Genomic DNA, 22,004 nt, shown 5'->3' with positions numbered 1-22,004 from the left:
GCATTATTTACAAAAAGAGTTTAAAATAAACGCAATTGTATCTCTTGAGTCGTCTTTAGAGTGCAAATGATTATCAAAATGAATCGTTTTAGTTGTAAGCGTGCTTGTTTACACTAAAATAATAAGCGTTATTGATAAGACCACATTAAAGGATAATGAATGAAAAAAATGGTTTTGGTATCGGTTTTACTAGCAGGGTTTTTGCAAGCGGTGAATTTGGATTTATCTTCAGCTAAAACGACATGGACAGCCTTTAAAACTAAGGCTAAAACACCTGTAAGTGGGAGTTTTGAAAGCATCACTTATAAATTGGGTAAATCTCAAGATAGTTTAAAAACCCTTTTAGAGGGAGCGAGCGCGAGCATGGATAGCCTGAAAGTCAATTTAGGCGATGACACTAAAAACAAAAATGTTAAAGAAGCTTTTTTCGCTCTTTTTAAAAACACTAACATCAAAGTAACCTTTAGAAATGTGATAGAAGGCGATCATGAAGGTTCTCTTACGGCTTATGTAAGGATGAATGAAAAGCTGGTGAAAGTGCCTATGCAATACACGATTGCCGAGGATAAGCTCGTGGTTAAAGGGGTCTTGGATCTATTGAATTTTGGCTTGAAAAACGAATTAGCGAGCTTGGCTAAACGATGCGAGAGTTTTCATGAGGGCTTGACTTGGTCGCAAGTGGAAATCCAATTTGAAAGCATGATTAAGGGATAATGTAAAATCATGGAGTTGTTGCACAGCATTAATGATTTTAATGAAGCCAAGCAGGTGATCGCTGGGGGGGTCAATTCACCTGTCAGGGCGTTTAAGAGCGTTAAAGGCACTCCCCCCTTTATTTTAAAAGGCAAGGGGGCGTATCTTTATGATGTGGATAACAACCATTATATAGATTTTGTGCAAAGCTGGGGGCCTTTGATTTTTGGGCATGCGGATGAAGAGATTGAAGAAAATATTATTAATGCATTAAAAAAAGGCACTTCTTTTGGCGCTCCCACAGAGTTAGAAACCACTTTAGCTAAGGAAATCATTTCTTGTTATGAAGGCTTAGATAAGGTGCGTTTAGTCAATAGCGGCACAGAAGCGACCATGAGCGCGATACGACTCGCTAGAGCTTATAGCCAAAAAGACGATTTGATCAAGTTTGAAGGGTGCTACCATGGGCATAGCGACTCCTTATTGGTGAAAGCGGGTAGCGGGTGTGCTACTTTTGGATCTCCTTCTTCTTTAGGCGTGCCGAACGATTTTAGCAAACACACTCTAGTGGCTCGTTATAACGATTTAAACTCCACAGAAGAATGCTTTAAAAAAGGCGATGTGGGTTGCGTTATCATTGAACCCATTGCCGGGAATATGGGGTTAGTGCCAGCTCAAAAAGAGTTTTTATTGGGCTTAAAGGCTTTGTGTGAAAAATACCAAGCGGTGCTGATTTTAGATGAAGTGATGAGCGGTTTTAGAGCGAGTTTGAGCGGTTCGCAAGAATTTTATGGCGTGGTGCCGGATCTGGTAACCTTTGGTAAAGTGATAGGTGCTGGGCTTCCTTTGGCGTGTTTTGGGGGGCGCGCGGAAATTATGGACTTGCTCTCACCCATTGGAGGCGTGTATCAAGCCGGCACATTGAGCGGTAACCCTTTGGCGGTGTGTGCGGGGTTGAGCGCACTTTATAAAATCAAAAGAGACAAAACCCTTTATGCTCGCTTAAACGCTTTAGCCGTTCGTTTGACTCAAGGCTTACAAAAGAGCGCTCAAAGCTATAACATCGCCTTACAAACGCTCAATATGGGGAGCATGTTTGGCTTTTTCTTTAACGAAAATGCGGTGCGTGATTTTGATGACGCTTTAAAAAGCGATACGGAGATGTTTGCAAAATTCCACCAAAAAATGCTCTTTAAGGGCGTGTATTTGGCATGTTCAAGCTTTGAAACCGGCTTTATTTGCGAGCCTATGAATGAAGAGATGATTGATTTAGCGGTTGCAAAAGCCGATGAAAGTTTTGATGAAATCATAAAAGGTGTGTGAATTTTTTGAAAAAGCCAAAGTATTATAAATTCATAGAGGGGGCGAATTATTTGAGCTTAGGGCTTTCTATGGTGGTAGCGATCCTTATGGGCGTGGCTATAGGCTATGGGCTTAAAAAACTCACTCACATTTCGTGGCTTTTTTGGCTTGGGGTTATTTGGGGCGTGTTAGCGAGCTTTCTCAATGTCTATAAGGCTTATAAAAACATGCAAAAAGACTATGAAGAACTAGCCAAAGACCCTAAATATACACAAAACAAAACAAAATAAATCCAATCAAATCCCATGTGCCAAATCCAATGCTTGCTTGTTTTACTTTTTATCAATATAGTTAGTGCGATCATCGTTTATTTTTTCCAAGCGTTTCAAGGGGTTTTGAATTTTGAAGGGGGGTTTTTAGGGTTTTTTATCGTGGCGTTGTCTTCGTATTACGGCGTTAAAAAGCGTTTGGATTTAAGGAAACAAACTGAAGAAAAAGAAGAAAAGCAAAAATTCCAAAAATTCGCCCTGGGCTTGGAAATGTCTTTCAATGTGTGGCGTTTAGGGGGGTATGGGGTTTTACTAGGCATTTTAGGAGCGCTTTTATTCTTGCATCTTTTTAACGGATTGTCGTTTCTTATTGGCGTGTTTGTGAGCTCGCTTTCTAGCGCGTTATTACGATTCTTAAACAATAATGGTAAGTTTTGACACAAACGCATGCGGATTTTAACCCCTTTAACCCTCTTTTAATTTTTAATCCTATACAATAAAAACAAAAATGGGAGTGGATCTTGAAAACAAAAAATCCCGCTAAAAGAATCCTAAAAACCGCCGTGATTCAAATGCAATCCAAACCCTACGCCTTAAATGAAAACCTGCAATTAGCACTCAATCTGGCCAAAGAAGCCCACGACAAAGGTGCAAATCTCATTATTTTACCGGAATTGTTTGATAGCGGTTATTGCGTGAATGATAAGGATGCGGATTTTGGGTTGGATTTTAAAGCGATAGAGCATGGAAAGGAAACCCTAAAAAACGAGTCGTTGAGAGCGTTAAGTAATTTTGCAAAATCTAATAAAGTACATCTAGTGGCGTGTAGCATTGAAAAAACCAATCAAAAACTCTACGATAGCGCTTATATCATTCCACCAAAAGGCGGGATCGTTGGAAAGCACCGCAAGATCTATTTGTGGGGCGATGAAAAATCGCGCTTCAAAAGGGGTAAAAAATACGAGGTTTTTACGCTAGATTTTGGGGATTTTAGCACGAAAGTGGGTTTGCAAATTTGCTATGAAATCGGCTTTGGCGTGGGCGCGAATCTTTTAGCGTTACAAGGAGCAGAGATTTTAATCTATCCTAGCGCGTTTGGCAAAGCTAGGGCTTATAACTGGGATTTATTGAGCAAGGCTAGAGCGTTAGAAAATGGCTGTTTTGTGTGCGCGTGCAATCATAGTGGGGAAGAAACTAATACTCAATTAAAACAAACGCTAGAATTTGCCGGCGATTCAAGAATCATCGCGCCCAACGGGAAAATCATCGCGCAAGCCACCAAACTCAATGAGGTCATTATCGCTGAAATGGATTTGAACGAAGTGGCACTGCAACGCCAAAAAATCCCTTATTTACAAGATTTTGACACCAAACTCACCAAAAAGGGGTTTGGAAAACTCACTTAAAAAGGAGCGATTATGGCAAAAGAAATTTTAGTGGCTTATGGTGTGGATATTGATGCGGTGGCTGGTTGGTTAGGGAGCTATGGTGGGGAGGATTCGCCTGATGATATTTCGCGCGGGCTTTTTGCGGGTGAAGTGGGGATCCCACGGCTTTTGAAATTGTTTAAAAAATACCATCTCCCTGCGACTTGGTTTGCGCCGGGGCATTCTATTGAAACTTTTCCTGAACAAATGAAAATGATCGTGGATGCAGGGCATGAAGTGGGCGCGCATGGGTATTCGCATGAAAACCCTATCGCTATGACGGCCAAGCAAGAAGAAGATGTTTTGTTAAAAAGCGTTGAGTTGATTAAAGATCTCACCGGCAAAGCCCCCACAGGCTATGTGGCGCCGTGGTGGGAGTTTTCCAATATCACTAATGAATTGCTTTTAAAACACGGCTTCAAATACGACCACTCGCTCATGCACAATGATTTTACGCCCTATTATGTGCGCGTGGGGGATAGTTGGAGCAAGATTGATTATAGTTTGGAAGCCAAGGATTGGATGAAGCCTTTAATCCGTGGGGTGGAAACAAATTTAGTGGAAATCCCTGCGAACTGGTATTTGGACGATTTACCGCCGATGATGTTCATCAAAAAATCCCCCAATAGTTTTGGTTTTGTAAGCCCGCACGATATAGGGCAAATGTGGATCGATCAATTTGATTGGGTTTATCGTGAGATGGATTATGCGGTGTTTAGCATGACAATCCACCCTGATGTGAGCGCCCGTCCGCAAGTATTGCTCATGCATGAAAGAATCATTGAGCATATCAACAAACATGATCATGTGCGTTGGGTAACATTCAATGAAATCGCTGACGATTTCTTAAAACGAAACCCTAGAAAAAAATAGCGGTAATGCCAAAAAGATTTTTGGCGTTTGATTAAAAGGTTGGAAGATGTGCGTTTTATGCGGGGAGCTTATCAGTTCTTTCCATTGGACCGATGGGAGCGGTAGTTATGAGAATGAGAATTTGAAAGGGCAAAATGCACTTATTAGCACTAATGAAAACGCCAGAGAACGCAAAAGAGCACGGCTCAAACGAGTGGGATTGCTCAATCAAATCCTAACGTTTTATGGGCTAAAAATTAATGATTGGCAAGGCACGAAGTTTGTGTTGCACGATAAAAAAGGGCAGAGCGTGATAGTGAATGATTTAGGCGATTTGTGGGATAAGGCGCAAAATTTAGCCAAAAAAGAGATGGATGCACTAGATTCTCATCTGTTAGCGTTTTTAAATCAAAATACAAACGCCATTCACTGATGCCCAAAATCCCTATCACGCTCATCACAGGTTTTTTAGGCAGCGGTAAAACGAGTTTTTTGAGCGAATATTTAAACCAAATAGATCACCAAGGCGTCGCTCTTATCATCAATGAAATCGGTCAAGCCGCCTTGGATCAACGCATCTTAAGCGTTCAATATTGCGGTGAAAAAATGCTCTATCTTAACGCAGGGTGCGTGTGTTGCAACAAACGCTTAGATTTAGTGGAGTCTCTAAAAGCCACGATCAACAACTATGAATGGCGCGGCGAAATTTTAAAGCGCATCATCATTGAAACCACCGGTTTAGCCAACCCGGCGCCGATTTTATGGACGATTTTGAGCGACACTTTTTTAGGGGCGCATTTTGAAATTCAAAGCATGGTGGCTTGCGTGGATGCATTGAACGCTAGAGAGCATTTAACCAACAATGAAGCTAGAGAGCAAATCGTTTTTGCTGATAGCGTTTTATTGACCAAAACGGATTTGCAAAACGATAGTGCGGCTTTAATCAAATTAAAAGAGCGCTTGTGGGCCATTAACCCTAGCACAGAAATTTTTGACAAGAAAAATATAGATTACGAAAGCTTTTTTTCACGCAAAAATAGAGCGCATCGTGTGATCTTGCCAACAAAAGATTCACACTCGCAAGGCTTTGAAACTTTAAGCATTAATTTTGAAGGGGCGATGGAATGGAGCGCGTTTGGGATTTGGCTGAGTTTGTTATTGCATAAATACGGCACACAGATTTTACGCATCAAGGGGATTATTGACATTGGAAGCGATCTTTTGGTGAGCATTAACGGCGTGATGCATGTGATTTACCCGCCTAAGCATATTTTAAAGGATCAAAACGGCTCTAACCTCGTTTTTATCATGCGCCATTTAGAGCGTGAAAAAATCTTAAATTCCTTAAAGGGTTTTAAGGATTTTCTCGGCATCAAGGGTTTTGAAACCCCATAATTTTTCTATTTATTGGTAGCTGTTTGCATTTTAATGGGGAAAAGAACGATGAAGCTTAAAACCAAACACACCCCACAAATAACAAAAATCAAAACATAGCCCAAATCCCCTAAAAAGATCGTAAAAAGATACGAGAAAAGCGCTTGGAAAATGCCAAAAGAAAACACCACCCACGAAGACGCTTGAGCGAAATGCTTCGCGCCTGCAATTTTTAAAGCCATCATGCTGAATAAATTGATATTGGCGGTTGTGGCCGCTCCCATTACAAAGATGCTCAAATTGAGTAAAGAGATTTGGTGGAAAAAAATGGGTAAAAAGCATGCGATAGATTTTAAAATAAGGATAAAGATATTGGCGTTTTTAGCCCCTAGTTTTTGAGCCATGGGGCCGCTGATTAAAGAGCCAAGCGTAGCGCCAAAACCAAAAAACGCCCATGAAGTTCCAGCGATAGTGGGGGAGATATTTAAATGACGGATCAAATAATCCACCCAAAAAAGCGTGTGCGGTAAAAAACCAATCGCATTGAGCGCGCAAGAAATGAGCAATAACCACAAATGAAAGGGGATTTTAAATGCGCTTTCTTCTTTTTTAACGGATTTTTTCCTTAAAGAACGGGTTTTTAACCCCACCAAGGAAAGGATAAAGGCTATCAAACAACTGCCCCCTAAAAAAATCCATGCCCATTTGATGTTATAAGAGCTAATCCATGGCAGAACAAACCCGCTAAAGACAGATCCAATGCCTACAGCGCTAAAAATAAGCCCTCCCACTAAGGCTTTTTTATGTTCTTTGACATAGGGTAAAGAGAGAGGAGCGACTAAAATCATTAACGCACTGCTGGCCACACCGGCGATAAAACGCCAGATCCAAAGCCAAAAGAAAGGGATACTATCAAAATAACAGACTAAAAAACTCAAAGCGATTAAGCCAAAACTGATTTTAGCGATGCTTTCTAATGACATTAACGGGCTTAAAAATTGGATTAAAAAACTCCCAAAAACATAGCCCATTAACACCGCAATACCCAGTTGGAAGCTTTGGTGTGGGGTTAAACTCCCTGATAAAATGAGTAGGGGGATTAAAACCACATAGCCAAAACGAGCCAAGCCGTTAGACACAAAAACCCCTAAAAAGCAAACAAACACGCGCATTTTGATCCTTAACAAAGTTATAAAAAAACAATATCTTATATTATATTGAAACTGGTTAATTGATAGCGCATAATAAAAGCAAAATAAGAATAAATTTTTAAGGAGCGTCCTTTATTAATACCCGTATTATTTACCCGTATTATTAAAGAGGCCCTACGATTGAATGAAAAAGAGTTGGTTATTAGCGTTATAGAGCTTGTGTCTAAAGCGCTTCATAAAAACAAGGCTTCTGCTAGAATAAGGCTTCTTTGCGGTGGTTTTCATTGTTGAAACAGAGATTAATAACTATGGGCTAGGCTTAAAAAGAGCATCACTGAATAGCATGAAAGCGTTTTTTTGTCATTTTGGAAAAATTTTGTCATTTTTTTGCTTTTGATGCTTTTTGTGTGGTGTTAGGCCATAAAAAGGCTTTTAGTATTTTTTAAGATTAAATACTAAAGAGCTTGATTTTGCCATAACCTCTTTAAAAAGCACTCTTTTGGGGCGTTTGCCCCTTATGAGTGAGAAAGTTTATTTCTTGTGAGCGAAATTGTGTGGGTTGCCTTTACCCCCAACATAAGCGATTTTGTCGCCTAAAATATCATAAGCCTGACCAAAGCCTTTCACAAAACGCCCTTCTTTGAAATCCAATGCGATCAAATGGAAATCTTGCATGGTGCGAATAGTTTTAATGCCCCCAGCACCACCGGTTTTTTCAATGAAAGAATCAAACGCTTTGTCAAACTCCGCCCCTCTTTCAATAAAACGAGCGTTGGTTTTATAACGCAAGCGTTTCCTCAAAATAGCTGATTTAGCCTTGCTCTCGTCTTCTAAAAACATCACTTCCACATTGTGGGGGTTGTTTTTAAGGCCGGCAAAATGTTCAGCCACTTCGCTCACATAAATGTAGTATTGTTTGCCATCTGTCATTAAAGGCGCATAAGAGCATACCACATGCCCATTAGGGTGTAAGGTCGCTAAACAAACGGAATCAAAGTCTTTTCTAAAGGCTTTAACTTCTTCTTCCACGCCTTTTAGATCATGGGTTTTTTCCACGCTTTGGCACAATTCAATGATCGCATTTTTATAGTCTTTGGGGTCTTTAACTTCGTGGTTAAATTCAATCCTTAAGGTTTGATTGTGGTTATAACCAATCACAATGCCTTGAGGATCCACGCTTTTAAAGGCGACATTTTCGGCGTGATGGACTTGCCCGAATTTTTTCAATAGACCTTTCATGTCTTCTACATGGTTGGCGTTCATGTGTTCTATAATACGATTAAGCAAAACATTCTCCTTATTTTTTAAAAATAATGAGAATATTATAATCAAAAAAACTAATTTTGAGCTTAATCTTTTGATCGCTTGATAATCAAACTCATAAAACGGAGCTGGATTCAATCTTTAGCGGAAATTTTGGTTTTGATTTCTATGCCTAAAAGTTTGAAAGCGTTAGTCAAACTCAAGCTCACCATTAAACAAATTTTTAAAAGCTCTTTCGCTTTAGGGGTGTCTAAGATTTTGCCAGCGTTATAGAAGCGGTGGAATTCTGAGGCGAGGGTTTTTGCGTATTCGCACATTTTTTGCAAGCCGTATTCTTCAAAAGAGGATTCAATTGCTTTAGGCAAGCTTAAAGCACTAAAAAGCAGGTACTTTTCTTCAGCGTTTAAATTTTTTAAAGGGGTTTGCAAAACCTCTTCTTTAGAAAAGGGGGATTTTTCTAGCATGGTGTGGATGCGTGAATTAGCGTAATGGATATAGTAAATAGGGTTTGAGCTGTCTTGCTTTTTTAAAGTATTGACATCAAATTCTAAATGGGTATCAAGCCGTTTGCTCAAAAAAATAAACCTCAAAGCGTCCTTACCCACATCATCAATCACATCTTTAATCAAAATAAAATTACCCGCTCTTTTACTCATCTTGTAAGGCTCGTTATCTTTGAGCAAGCGCACCATTTGAGCGAGTAAGACTTCAAGCTTGTTGGAATCATAGCCCAAAAACTCAAGGCTGGCTTTCACTCTAGCGATATAGCCGTGGTGGTCTGCCCCCCAAATGTTGATGTATTTGGTATAATCTTGCTTGAATTTTTCATCATGATAGACAACATCGCCGGTTAGATAAGTGTAGCTCTTATCTTCTTTAATGAGCACCCGATCGCTTTCATCTTGGTAGAGTGAAGATTTGAGCCAGATTTTAGAATCCTTTTCATAAAGGGCGTTCGCTTTTTCTAATCGTTCAAACACCGCATCTTTATGTTTAAAAATTTCTTTTTCGCTCGCATAGGAATCAAAATAAATGCCTAAAGCGTCTAAATTATCTTTAATTTCTAAAAGCATTAGATCTTTAGCATAGCCGCTCAAAACTTCAATGATAGTTTCTTCGTTTTCTTTAAAAAGGCTTGGCTCTAAATCGTTACTTGCCTTTTTGGCGATTTCAATGATGTATTCGCCCTTGTAAAAGACTTCCGGATAAGTTACGCTTTCTTTTAAAACATGCTCTCTGTAAGCGAGCCATACAGAAAGCCCTAACAAGCGGATTTGAGATCCCATGTCATTAACATAATATTCGCACAAAACTTCATGCCCTAAAAAACGAGCGATTTTAGCCAAACTATCGCCAAACACCGCCCCTCTAGCATGCCCTATGTGTAAAGGCCCTGTGGGGTTAGCGCTCACAAATTCTAAAAAGATTTTTTGAGAACGCTCGCTTTTAATTTGAGAGCCAAATTGTTCTTTTAATTCTAAAGCCTTTTGGGTGAAACGCTCTAAAAAATCTAAAGAAAGCGTGAAATTGATATAGCCCTTGCAAGCCACTACGCTGTCAAAAAACCCTTGAGTTTTTTTGTGCGTGCTGATTTTAAGGGCTAACTCTTCAGCGATAACTAGGGGCGATTTTTTAAAAACTTTGGCGAGATTGAAAGCAATGGGCGTAGCGTAATGCCCATACTCTCTGTCTTTAGGGTATTCAATAATGACTTCAACTTCTAAAATCTCTTCTAAAACGCCCTTAATGAGAGTGTGCATGTTTAACTTTCTTGTTTGCTTTTAATCTCGCTAGTTTCATGCACTTTGGTTTGCGTTGCTTGAGCGTCTAGGGTTTTTGGCTCGTTTTTAGCCTCTTCTTCATCGTCTTTCACGGCTTTTTTGAAATTCTTAATCCCACTGCCCAAACCTTTAGCCAACTCTGGGATCTTTTTAGCCCCAAACAACAATACAATCACCAATAAAACAATGACCCAATGCCATATGCTTGTGAATCCGCCCATATTTTACTCCTTAAACTATTGGTTGGTTTTTTCTTGAATTATAGCTTTTTTAAAAAATAATTGATAGGTTTTATAAGGATTCGTTTTTCCAGGCCTTGCATATTTTTTCAAAATTAAACGCTTTTAAGCGATAGACTAAAGTTTTTGCGATGCTTAAGATGATTTCTTTGGATTTTTCTAAATCTTCATTGATGATGAGGTAATCAAAGCTTTCCAAGCACTGCATTTCCTTATAAGCGTTGATCAAGCGTTTTTCTATCGTCTCTTTAGAATCTGTCCCCCTTAAAAGCAAGCGCTCTTTTAAAATTTCTTGGTTTTTGGTGCTAATGAACACTGAGCATGCGTTAGGGTAATGCTTTTTAAGGATCTCATGCCCTTGCACATCAATGTCAAAAATGACGATTTTGCCTTCTTTTAAGGCTTTTTCTACAGGGATTTTAGAAGTGCCATAGTAGTGGTTATGCACGATCGCCCATTCTAAAAACTGCCCTTTTTCTATGCCTTGTTTGAATTCTTCTTCGCTGACAAAATTATAATGCAAGCCATCAACTTCGCCCTCTCTAGGCTTTCGTGTGGTGGTGGAAAGGGAAAAATGGGTTTTTGGGATTTTTTCTTGCAAATACTTTGTAAGGGTGCTTTTACCCGCTCCGCTAGGGCCTGAAAGGATGAGTAAATTAAAATCATTATGCATTAGGTTTCTTATCCTCTAAAGTGATTTTAATGCTTAAGGTTTTGTTTTCTAAAAGGCTTTTTAAGGACTCTTGATTCAGGCTTTTTAATAAATCCTGCAAATTCAAGCGCAATTCTAGGGGGCTGGAAGTTTTATCGCTTTCTTCTTTTTCTTGCGGGGCTTTTATATCGCTCTCTTTAGGGGTTTCTGTGTCGTTCTCATTATTAGGAATTTTTGCAACAGCTTCATTCAAAAAGGGCAATTCTTCCCCCATCGCTTTAGCCATCACCGGCTCAGGAATGTCTTCAATGCTTTCGTAATGATCTTCTTGGGTTTCTTTTTCTTGTGGGGTTTCTGCGTTTTCTTGGATTTCTTCTTGGGTTTCTTCCTGTGGGATTTCTGTATTTTCTTGGATTTCTTGCGTTTCTTGGATTTCTTGCGTTTCTTGGATTTCTTGCGTTTCTTGGATTTCTTTATCTTGGATTTCTTGTGCTTGGTTTTCTACATCTTGCGGTGTTTCTTGCGGTGTTTCTGCGTTTTCTTGGGTTTCTTTTTTATCCTCTTGGCCGTTAGAGTTTTCTTGGATTTCTTTGACTAATTCTTGCATGGCCTCTAATTCTTGCGCGCTTGGGGAATCTTGTGTTTCTTCTTGTTTTTTCTCCTTATTTTCTTGCGTTTCTTCTTTGATTGGCTCTTGTTCTTTGACTCGCTCTTCTTGCGTTTCTTCTTTAGGGATTTCTAATTCTTGGGGTGCTTTCAACTCTTTAGAAACTTCTTCATCTTTGGGGGTTTCATCACCCTCTTGCGTTTCATCATCTTTAGGCTTTTCTTCTTCTTGGGGAGTTTCTTTAACCTCTTCTTTAATCTCTTCTTTTTCTTCTTCTTTAATCTCTTCTTTTTCTTCTTGATCGTTTAAAGTGGGGAGTAGTTGCTCTTCATTGTTAGGCTCTTCTTTGGCTAGGGCTTCTAAATCGCCTAAATTTTCTAATTCGTCCCAATTGGTTTCTAAAACTTCTTGAGTTGGGTCTAAATTCTGGCTAGGCTCTAGCTCGCTTGCGTTAGAACCAAGCTTTTTTTGAAGGACTTTCAACATTTCAGTGGGTAAAAAAGGTTTTTTGATTTTCATCTCAAAGCCCTCTAAGAAAGGCTGCGCTTCATCGCCCTTTTTATACATGCACACGCTGTTTTTATTTTGAGAGATGATTTCTTTTAATTCTAGCCAATCCACTTGGTCTAGTTTTTCCAAACATTCATCATCGGCTATTAAAAGCCATTCTGGATCTTTTTTAAGGTGTGCGGATAGCTCTTGATAATGGTTAAAATTTTCTATAGATAATTCTAATTTCTTAGAAACACTCTCAAGCAGTTTTTCAATCATGGGGTTTTGGTTGAATAGAATCATTTTCATTTTAGGGACTCCTTATTTTATTAAGAAACGCTTCTTTAAGCCTATCAATTTTTATCGCTTTTTTTAAATCTTTTATTATAATCAAAAATCCACTTGGTTGGTTGTTTTTATCATGAGTGTAATTTAAAATTAAGGATCATTTGATGTTCAACAAGTTTAAAAAAATCGTTGGCGTGGGTGTGTTAGTGGGCTGTTTAGGGGTTTTGCAAGCTAAAAACAGCTTATTTGTCTTACCTTATGAGCAAAGAGAGGCTTTGAATGCTTTAGTTTCTGGCATTAGTAACGCTAGAGAGAGCGTGAAAATCGCTATTTATAGTTTCACGCACAGAGATATTGCAAGAGCCATTAAAAGCGTAGCGAGTAGGGGGATTAAGGTGCAAATCATTTATGATTATGAAAGCAATCATAATAACAAGCAATCCACTATTGGCTATTTAGACAAATACCCTAACACGAAAGTGTGCTTATTGAAAGGGCTTAAGGCTAAAAACGGGAATTATTACGGCATCATGCACCAAAAAGTGGCGATCATTGATGATAAGATCGTGTTTTTAGGCTCAGCGAATTGGAGCAAAAACGCTTTTGAAAACAATTATGAAGTGCTTTTAAAAACCGATGACACAGAGACAATTCTCAAAGCCAAGAGTTACTATCAAAAGATGTTAGGGAGTTGCGTTGGGTTTTAAAAGCCCTTTTAGAAGTGGTAATTATACCCCACATAAAAGGCAAAGACCCTACGCATTTGAACCTTGAGTGCATCAGTAGTGTAGTATTTGTTATTAATGGTGGGGAATTTAAACCCGATTTCAAATTCATGTTCATCTACAAACAAAGCCTTGAGGCCAAAGTTAAAGAGGAATTGAAAAGAGGTGTTATCAACCGCACTGCTATTAGTGATGCCTAACAATTCCTGCCCTTTACTGCCAATATACCAGCTATTCCCCGCAATCGCAATCCCCCCAAAAACGCCAATATCCACGCTAATATCATCTTGATAGAAACTCCCTTGGAAGAAATTCCACACCGCATCCACGCCCACGCCATAAGTGATCATGTTATTGCCGCCATAATAACCTTTAGGGTATCTCATGCCATAGCCTTGCCAATCTAAAAAAGCAAAATAGCGCAAGCCCAAGATTTTATCCGGATGGAAAAAGTGGTTATAGCCCATGACTAATCCAATCCCATTAGATCCCATGTTGGTGAGTTTTTTAACGCTATTAACGCTAGTTATGATATTGGTGTAACCGGTTTGATAGTTAGTAACTTCTCTAACTTCATGGATATTAGTCATTAAATTGATAGAACCTGTTTGGTAATTGAATCCCATATACAAATTTTTTGTCCAAGAAGGCGCTGCACTTTCTTCTTTAGCTACTAAGGCGTGTGTCAGCAAGCTTGCGCCAACTAACATTTTTAACAAGGTTCTCAATTTTATCTCCTGCATAGTAAGTTTCATTATAAAGATCTTAAAGATCTAAATTTTACAACAACTTACTCAAAATTAAGCATTTATTCTTTACAAGAGAGTATAATTTAAGGCTTAAAATAACTCAAAAGTAAGGCTAGTGGATGAAAAAAGCGCTTTATTTAGGGGCTGTTGCGTTTAGCGTTATATTTAGCATGGCATCAGCCAATGAGCCAAAAATTGATTTTAACCCTCCCAGTTATGTAGAAGAAACCCCCTCTAAAGAATTTATCCCTGAATTGAACAAGTTGGGGAGTTTGTTTGGGCAGGGTGAGCGCCCTTTATTTGCGGATAGGAGGGCGATGAAGCCTAACGATTTGATCACAATCATTGTCTCTGAAAAGGCGAGCGCGAATTATTCCAGCTCTAAAGATTATAAAAGCGCTTCAGGGGGTAATTCCACGCCCCCAAGGCTCACTTATAACGGGCTAGATGAAAGAAAGAAACAAGAAGCGCAGTATTTAGACGATAAGAATAATTACAATTTCACTAAATCCAGCAATAACACGAATTTTAAAGGCGGTGGTTCGCAAAAAAAGAGCGAAGATTTAGAGATCGTGTTGAGCGCTCGAATCATTAAAGTGCTAGAAAACGGGAATTATTTCATTTATGGGAATAAGGAAGTGCTAGTGGATGGGGAAAAGCAAATCCTTAAGGTGAGCGGGGTGATCCGCCCTTATGATATTGAAAGGAATAACACCATCCAATCCAAGTTTTTAGCCGACGCTAAGATTGAATACACGAATTTAGGGCATTTGAGCGATTCCAATAAAAAGAAATTCGCTGCTGATGCGATGGAAACCCAAATGCCTTATTAAAAAGAGCAAAGCCTAGCATGAGAGCGATCGCTGTTGTTTTAGCCAGAAGTTCCAGTAAAAGGATCAAGAATAAAAATATTATTGATTTTTTCAATAAACCCATGCTCGCTTACCCTATTGAAACAGCGCTAAATTCCAAGCTCTTTGAAAAGGTGTTTATCTCTAGCGATAGCATGGAGTATGTGAATTTAGCTAAAAATTATGGGGCGAGTTTTTTGAATTTACGCCCTAAAGTTTTAGCAGACGACAGGGCCACGACTTTAGAAGTGATGGCTTATCACATGAAAGAATTAGAGTTAAAAGATGAAGATATTGCGTGTTGTTTGTATGGTGCTTCAGTATTTTTACAAGAAAAACATTTGAAAAACGCTTTTGAAACTTTAAAACAAAATCAAAATACGGATTATGTTTTCACATGCTCTCCCTTTAGCGCTTCGCCCTATCGTTCTTTTAGCCTTGAAAACGGCGTTCAAATGGCTTTTAAAGAGCATTCAAATACGCGCACGCAAGATTTAAAAACGCTCTATCATGACGCAGGGTTGCTTTATATGGGGAAGGCTCAAGCCTTCAAAGAAATGCGGTCTATTTTTAGCCCAAATTCTATCGCTTTAGAATTATCGCCCTTAGAAGTCCAAGATATTGACACTTTAGAAGATTTAGAATTAGCCAAGCTCAAATACAGCCGTTTGAAAAACGCATGCCAGTAAAAATTTTGTGCGATTGTTTTTTAACAAGCGGTTTAGGGCATGTGAGGCGTTGTGAAAAAATCCTTTTTTTTATAGAAAAATTAGGCGTTGAAGCGAGCCTTCATTTATATAAGCAAAACGATATAAGCACTTTTTTAGAGGGCGTTGGCAATGATGATTTGTTGATTGCAGACAGCTATCGTTTGAATTCAAAGGATTTTTATCTTTTAAAAGAAAAAGCCAAAAGCCTTATGGTGATAGAAGATGAAGAGCATGCTAAGGGGTTTTACCCTAAAAACACTAAGATCATGAATTTCACGCTGAACGCCTTAAAACACTATAACCATGCGTCTAAAGATCATTATTTGGGGGTGGGGTTTTACCCTGTTGATACTCGTTTTGTTTATGAGCGCCCTATCAATACAGAAAATAAAGAAGTGCTGATCACTCTAGGGGGGAGCGAGCAAAAAACGCTTAAAGAGATAGTCAAAATTTTAGAAAATAAGAATGTGAATTTGCATATCATTTCATCTTATACGCCTAAAAATCCTCCCAAAAACACGCATTATTACAGCCCTTTAAACCCCTTAGAGTTCAGTTCTTTGATGAAATTCTGCACTTGCGCTATTAGCGCTGCTGGTCAAACCCTCTATGAATTGGCCCTTTCTCAAACGCCCTCTCTTATCCTTCCCATCGCTTCTAATCAAATCATTCAAAGCCAGGAATTTGAAAATTCAGGCATTTTCAAACAAACGAGTTTAAAAACTCTAGCTAAAGATTTTGAAAATTTACAAATTCAAAAAAATCAAGCCTGGGCAAAAACCCTGACCTTTGGGAGTGAGCTAGAGGGCGCATTAAGGGAGTTTTTAGAAATTTGAAAAAAAATTATTCTTATAAAAATATCCAAGCGATTGATTTTACCCAGTTAAACGATGGAGAAAAATTGTTGGTTTTAGAATTTCGTAACCACCCAAACACTGCCTTATGGATGTATAGCGCTAATATTTCTTTAAAAACGCATTTGCAATTCATAGAAGATTTAAAAAATTCGCCTAGCCACCGCTATTTTTTGTTTAAAGAAGAGGGCGTTTATTTAGGGGTTGGCTCTATCACTAAAATCAATTTTTTTCATAAGCATGGGTATTTGGGGATTTATAAAAACCCTTTTTTGAAAAATAAGGGAGAAACGATTTTAAAAGCTTTAGAATGCATCGCTTTTGAAGAGTTCCAATTACATTCTTTGCACTTAGAAGTGATGGAAAACAATTTCAAAGCGATCGCTTTTTATGAAAAAAACCATTATGAGTTAGAGGGGCGTTTGAAAGGCTTTATCTCTAAAGAAAAGGAATTTATAGACGTTCTTTTGTATTACAAGGATAAGAAAGGATATAACGATCAATCTTTTCTAAAACTTTAGGGCAAATTTCTAGTTTTAAATTTAATACGCTTAAAGGCAAGTTGCAATCTTGTAATTTGACGAGATCTTTTGAAGTAACCAATAAGGAAGTGGCGTTATTTTGATAAAACTCTTTTTCTAAAAGATTCAAATCAAAAGGGGCATGGTCTCTAAAATACAATTTTTTAACCACTTCTTTGGGTAAAAACGCATCAAGCCTGCTAGGGTTAGCGATAGCCGTTACTAAAAGCATGCGTTTGGTGGGGTGAGAAATAGAGGTTATTCTTTTATAATCCTCATCTTCTGTAACGACTAAATGGGCTTCTTTATAGCTTTCAATATTTTCTCTATACAACCCGCTAGGCAAACAAAAGGGGTAGTAGGGGGGGACTTTAGGCTTTAAAAGCACATTGAATTGGTTGAAATTAAACCTAAAACCATCGTCTAAAAACACAATCTTTGATCCTAATTCAAGGGCTTTTAAAACGCCTAGCTCTCTTTTTTCGCTCACAATCACGCTTGCTTGTTTTAAATTCAAGGCCAAAAGATAGGCTTCATCGCCCGCTATTTTTTGAGGAACTAAAATGTTTCCCTTAATGCTCACCACCACTAAGCCTTTAGAATTTCGTTGATACCCCCTAGAAACAATAGCCACTTCTTGGTATCTTGGAGCGATCTCTAAAATGAAGGGCGTTTTACCGCTTCCCCCAGCAATCAAGTTGCCTATGCTGATAAGGGGGATTTTAAAATCATGTTTTTTAGCGGTTTTTCGTTTAAGGGTGGCGATGGCTTGATAGATTAAAGAAAAAGGATAGAGCGCGAAAATCAACCCTTTTTGTAGGAGAGTGGGGTCATAAAAATAGCGTTCTAAAAAGGGTTTATCGCTTTTCATTTAGGGTTAAATCGTTTGGCGATAGTGGGTAATTCCAATTTAAAGGCGTTTTTTTGGATACGGTTTATGATGTTTTTTACTAAAATTTCATCATAGCCTAATTGAGTGAGCGTTTCTGCATCAATGGGCTTGTTTTTGAACAACGCTTCAATATCCTTCAATAAAGGATCGATCACGCTATAAGGATAGCCCAAATCTTTTTCATCGCTTTGCCCCACAAATAAATCCGCGCTAGGGGGCTTATTTAAAATCTTTTTAGGGATATTTAAATAATAAGCGAGTTCATAAACTTCGGTTTTAAATAATTCCCCAATCGGGTTAATCGCGCACGCCAAATCCCCAAATAAAGTGCCATAGCCTAACATTCTTTCGCTTTTATTGCTCGTGCCAATGACTAAAGAATCGCTTTTTAAAGAATAATCGTATAAAAAAGCCATGCGCAATCTTGCACAAAAATTCCCCTTCCTGGTAAGGCTTGCGTCTTTAAAATGAGAATCAAAGATGGCTTCATAGGGAGCGATAGAATATTCTGTATAAGGGATAGAAAATGTTTCGCACAAATTTAAAGCGTCTGTTTTACTTTCTAGCATAGAGACTGAAGAGGGCATTAAAAGGGCATGGGCGTTTTCTTTAAAAACTTTTTGACACAGCACCCCAACGACCGCACTATCTAGCCCCCCACTCAGCCCGTAAACGACTTTTTTAAAGCCGCGTCTTTGAACTTCTTTTTCTAAAAAATCGCATAAATAAGCGATGAGTTTTTGGTAATCTTTTTGCATGCCTTAAATTATAATAGAAAAAACGCACCGCTTAAGTGAAAAATTAGTTTTTCTTGCTATAATCTTTGTTTCACTTCTTTAAAAGTGCTCGTAGCTCAGCTGAATAGAGCAACAGGTTGCGGTCCTGTAGGTCGGGGGTTTGAATCCCTCCGAGCACACCATTTCTTAACATTCTGCATGTTTTTAAACATTATCGCTCCCATTATGGTAAAATAAATACTTGCTTAAACACGCTAGGAGATTTGATTTTGGCATTACCCGTTTATTATGATAAAGACATTGATTTAGGCGTTATCCAATCCTTACAAGTGGGCGTTATTGGCTATGGCGCGCAAGGAGAGGCTCAAGCACTCAATTTGAGGGATTCTAAAGTGAAGGTGCGTATTGGCTTGTATCAAGGGAGTTTGAGTGCTTTAAAAGCAAAAAAAGAGGGTTTTGAAGTGCTGGGAGTCAAGGAGTTAGTCCAACAATCGGATGTGATCATGGCACTACTCCCAGATGAATTGCATAAGGGAGTGTTAGAAAAAGAAGTGATCCCTTTTTTAAAAGAGGGGCAAATTGTGGGCTTTGCCCATGGTTTTAGCGTGCATTTCAATCAGGTTGTTCTTCCAAAAGGCGTGGGTGCAATTTTAGTCGCGCCAAAAGGGCCAGGGAGCGCTTTAAGAGAAGAATACCTTAAAAATAAGGGCTTATACCATCTAATCGCCATAGAGCAAGAAAGTTCAATTCATAACGCTAAAGCGGTGGCTTTAAGCTACGCCAAAGCGATGGGTGGAGGGAGAATGGGGGTTTTAGAAACGAGCTTTAAAGAAGAATGCGAGAGCGATTTATTCGGCGAGCAAGCGGTTTTATGCGGGGGGTTAGAAGCGATCGTAAGGATGGGGTTTGAAACCTTAATCAAGGCAGGATACCCTGAAGAATTAGCCTATTTTGAATGCGTGCATGAAGTGAAATTAGTGGCGGATTTATTGCATTATAAGGGGGTAGAGGGCTTAAGAAAGCACATTTCTAACACCGCTGAATTTGGGGCGATTAAAGCTAGAGAGCCTATGGGAAATCTGTTGGAAAAACGCATGCAAAAAATCTTAAAAAAGATTCAAAACGGATCATTCGCTAAGGATTTTTTACTAGAAAAGAGCTTGAATTACCCCAGGTTAAACACAGAGAGGAAAGCCCTTAAAGAGACTAAAATAGAACAAATTGGGGAAATTTTACGCGCCCCATTCAATCATAAAAAATAAATCATTAAATTAAAAGGAATCATATGGCAATAGTAGTTACTATCACTTCAGGTAAGGGGGGCGTGGGTAAAAGCACCACCACGGCTAATTTAGCGATTGGACTTGCAGAGAGCGGTAAAAAAGTCGTAGCGGTTGATTTTGACATAGGCCTTAGGAACTTGGATATGATTTTAGGCTTAGAAAATCGCATTGTTTATGATGTGGTGGATGTGATGGAAAAAAATTGCAACCTTTCGCAGGCTTTGATCACGGATAAAAAGACTAAAAACCTTTCTTTTTTAGCGGCCTCACAAAGCAAGGATAAAAATATTTTAGATAAGGAAAAAGTAGCGATTTTAATCAACGCTTTAAGGGCGGATTTTGACTATATTTTGATTGACTCACCGGCTGGGATTGAAAGCGGTTTTGAGCATGCGATTTTACATGCGGACATGGCGTTAGTGGTGGTAACGCCTGAGGTAAGCTCTTTAAGAGATAGCGACAGAGTGATTGGCATTATTGACGCGAAGTCTAATCGGGCCAAAAGGGGCGAAGAAGTGCATAAGCATTTGATAATCAATCGCTTAAAACCTGAATTAGTGGCAAATGGCGAGATGATTCCCATAGAAGAAGTGCTTAAGATTTTGTGCTTGCCTTTAATTGGGATCATTCCTGAAGATCATCATATTATTTCAGCGACCAACAAGGGCGAGCCGGTGATTCGCACAGACTGCGAGAGCGCGAAAGCTTACCAACGCATCACCAGACGGATTTTAGGCGAAGAAGTGGAATACGTGGAATTTAAGGCTAAAAGAGGCTTTTTTAGTGCGTTAAAAGGGATATTTTCATGAGTTTGTTTGATTTTTTTAAAAACAAAGGGAGTGCGGCTACCGCAACCGATAGATTGAAATTGATTTTAGCCAAAGAGCGCACCTTAAATTTACCCTACATGGAAGAGATGCGTAAAGAAATCATTGCCGTCATTCAAAAATACACTAAATCTTCAGACATCCATTTCAAAACCCTTGACAGCAATCAGAGCGTGGAAACGATTGAAGTGGAGATTATACTGCCTAAATAGTTAGCCAACGAATGAAAAGCAATTTCCAATACAGCACGCTAGAAAATATCCCTAAAGCCTTTGATACGCTCAAAGACCCCCCTAAAAAGCTCTATTGTGTGGGCGATACCAAGCTTTTAGAAGCGCCTTTAAAAGTGGCTATCATCGGCACAAGAAGACCCACCCCTTATAGCAAGCAACACACGATCACTCTAGCCAGAGAGCTTGCTAAAAATGGCGCGGTTATTGTGAGCGGAGGAGCGTTAGGCGTGGATATTATCGCTCAAGAAAACGCCTTACCAAAAACCATCATGCTTTCGCCTTGCAGTTTGGATTTGATTTATCCTACGAACAATCATAAAGTGATCCAAGAAATCGCACAAAACGGCTTGATTTTAAGCGAATATGAAAAGGATTTCATGCCCATTAAAGGCTCTTTTTTAGCGAGAAACCGCCTAGTGATCGCTTTAAGCGATGCGGTGATTATCCCCCAAGCGGATTTAAAAAGCGGCTCTATGAGTAGCGCGAGATTAGCCCAAAAATACCAAAAACCCTTGTTTGTTTTACCCCAACGCTTGAATGAGAGCGATGGCACTAATGAGCTTTTAGAAAAAGGGCAGGCTCAAGGGATATTTAATATTCAAAATTTTATAAACACCCTTTTAAAAGACTACCATTTAAAAGAAATGCCTGAAATGGAAGATGAATTTTTAGAATATTGCACCAAAAACCCGAGCTATGAAGAAGCGTATCTCAAATTTGGGGATAAGCTTTTAGAATACGAGCTGTTGGGTAAGATCAAGCGCATCAATCATCTCGTGGTGTTAGCATGATTTTGGCATGCGATGTGGGGTTAAAACGCATTGGCATCGCTGTGCTTTTAAACGGCGTTGTCTTGCCCTTAGAAGCGATTTTACGCCACAACAGGAATCAGGCCTCTAGGGATTTGAGCGATTTATTGAGGGAAAAAAACATTCAAGTGCTAGTGGTGGGCAAACCCAATGAAAGCTATGCGGACACTCACGCACGCATTGAGCATTTTATCAAGCTTGTAGATTTTAAGGGCGAAATCGTTTTTATTAATGAAGATAACTCCAGCATAGAAGCCTATGACAATTTAGAGCATTTGGGCAAGAAAAACAAGCGGCTCGCTACCAAAAACGGCCGGTTAGACTCTTTGAGCGCTTGTAGGATTTTAGAGCGCTATTGCCAGCAAGTTTTAAAAAAGCGCTAGATCTGATTGCAATTTGATTATAATAAAGTCTAAATTTTTT

Annotated in this window: 27 protein-coding genes and 1 tRNA gene; 19 read left to right on the top strand and 9 right to left on the bottom strand. The window is 39.0% G+C overall.

Annotated features, from left to right (window positions below; translation table 11 throughout):
* Nucleotides 1–159 precede the first annotated feature (159 nt).
* From D2C78_07455 to D2C78_07420, 8 genes are all read left to right on the top strand, one after another.
* Nucleotides 160–714: a polyisoprenoid-binding protein gene (locus D2C78_07455; GenBank protein ID QEF35693.1), complete on the top strand. Its 555-nt coding sequence runs from the start codon at nt 160–162 to the stop codon at nt 712–714.
* 9 nt (nt 715–723) lie between these two features.
* The gene (hemL, locus tag D2C78_07450; GenBank protein ID QEF35692.1) at nt 724–2,016 is read left to right on the top strand and encodes a glutamate-1-semialdehyde-2,1-aminomutase; all 1,293 of its coding nucleotides are present in this window, start codon (nt 724–726) and stop codon (nt 2,014–2,016) included.
* A complete protein-coding gene (locus tag D2C78_07445; GenBank protein QEF35691.1) occupies nt 2,013–2,285 on the top strand; it encodes an AtpZ/AtpI family protein in 273 nt (90 codons plus the stop codon). The genes hemL and D2C78_07445 overlap by 4 nt, the downstream gene beginning before the upstream one ends.
* A gap of 15 nt (nt 2,286–2,300) precedes the next feature.
* The gene (locus D2C78_07440; GenBank protein QEF35690.1) at nt 2,301–2,702 is read left to right on the top strand and encodes a hypothetical protein; all 402 of its coding nucleotides are present in this window, start codon (nt 2,301–2,303) and stop codon (nt 2,700–2,702) included.
* An 83-nt stretch (nt 2,703–2,785) separates the two neighbouring features.
* Nucleotides 2,786–3,670, top strand: a complete 885-nt coding sequence (locus D2C78_07435) for a carbon-nitrogen hydrolase family protein (protein QEF35689.1) — start codon at nt 2,786–2,788, stop codon at nt 3,668–3,670.
* 12 nt (nt 3,671–3,682) lie between these two features.
* The gene (locus D2C78_07430; GenBank protein ID QEF35688.1) at nt 3,683–4,564 is read left to right on the top strand and encodes a polysaccharide deacetylase; all 882 of its coding nucleotides are present in this window, start codon (nt 3,683–3,685) and stop codon (nt 4,562–4,564) included.
* Nucleotides 4,565–4,610: 46 nt separating this feature from the next.
* Complete coding sequence (locus D2C78_07425; GenBank protein ID QEF35687.1) at nt 4,611–4,976, top strand: hypothetical protein; 366 nt, start codon at nt 4,611–4,613, stop codon at nt 4,974–4,976.
* Entirely contained in the window at nt 4,976–5,938 is a 963-nt protein-coding gene (locus tag D2C78_07420; protein ID QEF35686.1) for a GTP-binding protein, read from the top strand. Before D2C78_07425 ends, D2C78_07420 begins: the two co-directional genes overlap by 1 nt.
* Before the next feature lie 5 nt (nt 5,939–5,943).
* Here D2C78_07420 and D2C78_07415 read toward each other — a convergent pair whose 3' ends face one another.
* From D2C78_07415 to D2C78_07390, 6 genes are all read right to left on the bottom strand, one after another.
* Entirely contained in the window at nt 5,944–7,089 is a 1,146-nt protein-coding gene (locus D2C78_07415) for a YbfB/YjiJ family MFS transporter (GenBank protein ID QEF35685.1), read from the bottom strand.
* A 510-nt stretch (nt 7,090–7,599) separates the two neighbouring features.
* Nucleotides 7,600–8,355 carry a HugZ family heme oxygenase gene (hugZ, locus tag D2C78_07410; GenBank protein QEF35839.1) on the bottom strand — a complete coding sequence of 252 codons (756 nt, stop codon included), beginning with the start codon at nt 8,353–8,355 and terminating at the stop codon, nt 7,600–7,602.
* Nucleotides 8,356–8,465: 110 nt separating this feature from the next.
* The gene (locus D2C78_07405; GenBank protein ID QEF35684.1) at nt 8,466–10,091 is read right to left on the bottom strand and encodes an arginine--tRNA ligase; all 1,626 of its coding nucleotides are present in this window, start codon (nt 10,089–10,091) and stop codon (nt 8,466–8,468) included.
* 2 nt (nt 10,092–10,093) lie between these two features.
* Nucleotides 10,094–10,333 (bottom strand): twin-arginine translocase TatA/TatE family subunit, encoded by a 240-nt coding sequence (gene tatA, locus D2C78_07400; protein QEF35683.1) that lies wholly within the window; start codon nt 10,331–10,333, stop codon nt 10,094–10,096.
* Nucleotides 10,334–10,403: 70 nt separating this feature from the next.
* On the bottom strand, nt 10,404–11,024 hold the full coding sequence (locus tag D2C78_07395) for a guanylate kinase (protein QEF35682.1): 621 nt from the start codon (nt 11,022–11,024) through the stop codon (nt 10,404–10,406).
* Nucleotides 11,017–12,411, bottom strand: coding sequence for a hypothetical protein (locus tag D2C78_07390; protein QEF35681.1), 1,395 nt, complete (start codon nt 12,409–12,411; stop codon nt 11,017–11,019). The genes D2C78_07395 and D2C78_07390 overlap by 8 nt, the downstream gene beginning before the upstream one ends.
* Nucleotides 12,412–12,554: 143 nt before the next feature.
* On the opposite strand from D2C78_07390, the gene D2C78_07385 reads away from it, so the two are divergent.
* Complete coding sequence (locus tag D2C78_07385; GenBank protein ID QEF35680.1) at nt 12,555–13,097, top strand: nuclease NucT; 543 nt, start codon at nt 12,555–12,557, stop codon at nt 13,095–13,097.
* A gap of 8 nt (nt 13,098–13,105) precedes the next feature.
* Here the strand turns inward: D2C78_07385 and D2C78_07380 are convergent, their stop codons facing one another.
* The gene (locus D2C78_07380; GenBank protein QEF35679.1) at nt 13,106–13,870 is read right to left on the bottom strand and encodes an outer membrane protein; all 765 of its coding nucleotides are present in this window, start codon (nt 13,868–13,870) and stop codon (nt 13,106–13,108) included.
* Between the two features lie 113 nt (nt 13,871–13,983).
* Here D2C78_07380 and flgH point away from each other — a divergent pair, with 113 nt between their 5' ends.
* Genes flgH through pseH form a run of 4 tightly spaced genes read left to right on the top strand, consistent with a single transcriptional unit; the run spans nt 13,984 to nt 16,800 of the window.
* Nucleotides 13,984–14,697: a flagellar basal body L-ring protein FlgH gene (flgH, locus tag D2C78_07375; protein QEF35678.1), complete on the top strand. Its 714-nt coding sequence runs from the start codon at nt 13,984–13,986 to the stop codon at nt 14,695–14,697.
* A 17-nt stretch (nt 14,698–14,714) separates the two neighbouring features.
* The gene (gene pseF / locus D2C78_07370; GenBank protein QEF35677.1) at nt 14,715–15,404 is read left to right on the top strand and encodes a pseudaminic acid cytidylyltransferase; all 690 of its coding nucleotides are present in this window, start codon (nt 14,715–14,717) and stop codon (nt 15,402–15,404) included.
* Nucleotides 15,374–16,261 carry a CMP-N-acetylneuraminic acid synthetase gene (locus D2C78_07365; GenBank protein ID QEF35676.1) on the top strand — a complete coding sequence of 296 codons (888 nt, stop codon included), beginning with the start codon at nt 15,374–15,376 and terminating at the stop codon, nt 16,259–16,261. Before pseF ends, D2C78_07365 begins: the two co-directional genes overlap by 31 nt.
* Nucleotides 16,258–16,800: a UDP-4-amino-4,6-dideoxy-N-acetyl-beta-L-altrosamine N-acetyltransferase gene (gene pseH / locus D2C78_07360; protein ID QEF35675.1), complete on the top strand. Its 543-nt coding sequence runs from the start codon at nt 16,258–16,260 to the stop codon at nt 16,798–16,800. Before D2C78_07365 ends, pseH begins: the two co-directional genes overlap by 4 nt.
* On the opposite strand, the gene D2C78_07355 is transcribed toward pseH, so the two are convergent.
* The gene (locus D2C78_07355; protein QEF35674.1) at nt 16,733–17,671 is read right to left on the bottom strand and encodes a tetraacyldisaccharide 4'-kinase; all 939 of its coding nucleotides are present in this window, start codon (nt 17,669–17,671) and stop codon (nt 16,733–16,735) included. The two genes, pseH and D2C78_07355, sit on opposite strands and share 68 nt — an antisense overlap.
* Nucleotides 17,668–18,450, bottom strand: a complete 783-nt coding sequence (locus D2C78_07350; GenBank protein ID QEF35673.1) for an NAD+ synthase — start codon at nt 18,448–18,450, stop codon at nt 17,668–17,670. The genes D2C78_07355 and D2C78_07350 overlap by 4 nt, the downstream gene beginning before the upstream one ends.
* An 84-nt stretch (nt 18,451–18,534) precedes the next feature.
* Here D2C78_07350 and D2C78_07345 point away from each other — a divergent pair.
* The 6 genes from D2C78_07345 (at nt 18,535) to ruvX (ending at nt 21,964) form a co-directional block, all read left to right on the top strand.
* Nucleotides 18,535–18,611 (top strand) — tRNA-Arg (locus D2C78_07345).
* An 87-nt stretch (nt 18,612–18,698) separates the two neighbouring features.
* Nucleotides 18,699–19,691: a ketol-acid reductoisomerase gene (ilvC, locus tag D2C78_07340; protein ID QEF35672.1), complete on the top strand. Its 993-nt coding sequence runs from the start codon at nt 18,699–18,701 to the stop codon at nt 19,689–19,691.
* Nucleotides 19,692–19,714: 23 nt separating this feature from the next.
* Nucleotides 19,715–20,521 carry a septum site-determining protein MinD gene (gene minD / locus D2C78_07335; GenBank protein ID QEF35671.1) on the top strand — a complete coding sequence of 269 codons (807 nt, stop codon included), beginning with the start codon at nt 19,715–19,717 and terminating at the stop codon, nt 20,519–20,521.
* Nucleotides 20,518–20,751 (top strand): cell division topological specificity factor MinE, encoded by a 234-nt coding sequence (gene minE, locus D2C78_07330; GenBank protein QEF35670.1) that lies wholly within the window; start codon nt 20,518–20,520, stop codon nt 20,749–20,751. The genes minD and minE overlap by 4 nt, the downstream gene beginning before the upstream one ends.
* A gap of 11 nt (nt 20,752–20,762) precedes the next feature.
* On the top strand, nt 20,763–21,563 hold the full coding sequence (gene dprA, locus D2C78_07325) for a DNA-protecting protein DprA (GenBank protein ID QEF35669.1): 801 nt from the start codon (nt 20,763–20,765) through the stop codon (nt 21,561–21,563).
* Nucleotides 21,560–21,964, top strand: coding sequence for a Holliday junction resolvase RuvX (gene ruvX, locus D2C78_07320; protein ID QEF35668.1), 405 nt, complete (start codon nt 21,560–21,562; stop codon nt 21,962–21,964). Before dprA ends, ruvX begins: the two co-directional genes overlap by 4 nt.
* Nucleotides 21,965–22,004 lie beyond the last annotated feature (40 nt).

The organism is Helicobacter pylori, assembly GCA_008032935.1.
GTDB classification, from domain to species: domain Bacteria; phylum Campylobacterota; class Campylobacteria; order Campylobacterales; family Helicobacteraceae; genus Helicobacter; species Helicobacter pylori_CX.
The sequence above is the reverse complement of the archived record's forward strand: the minus strand, read 5'-3'. Positions and strand labels throughout refer to the sequence as shown.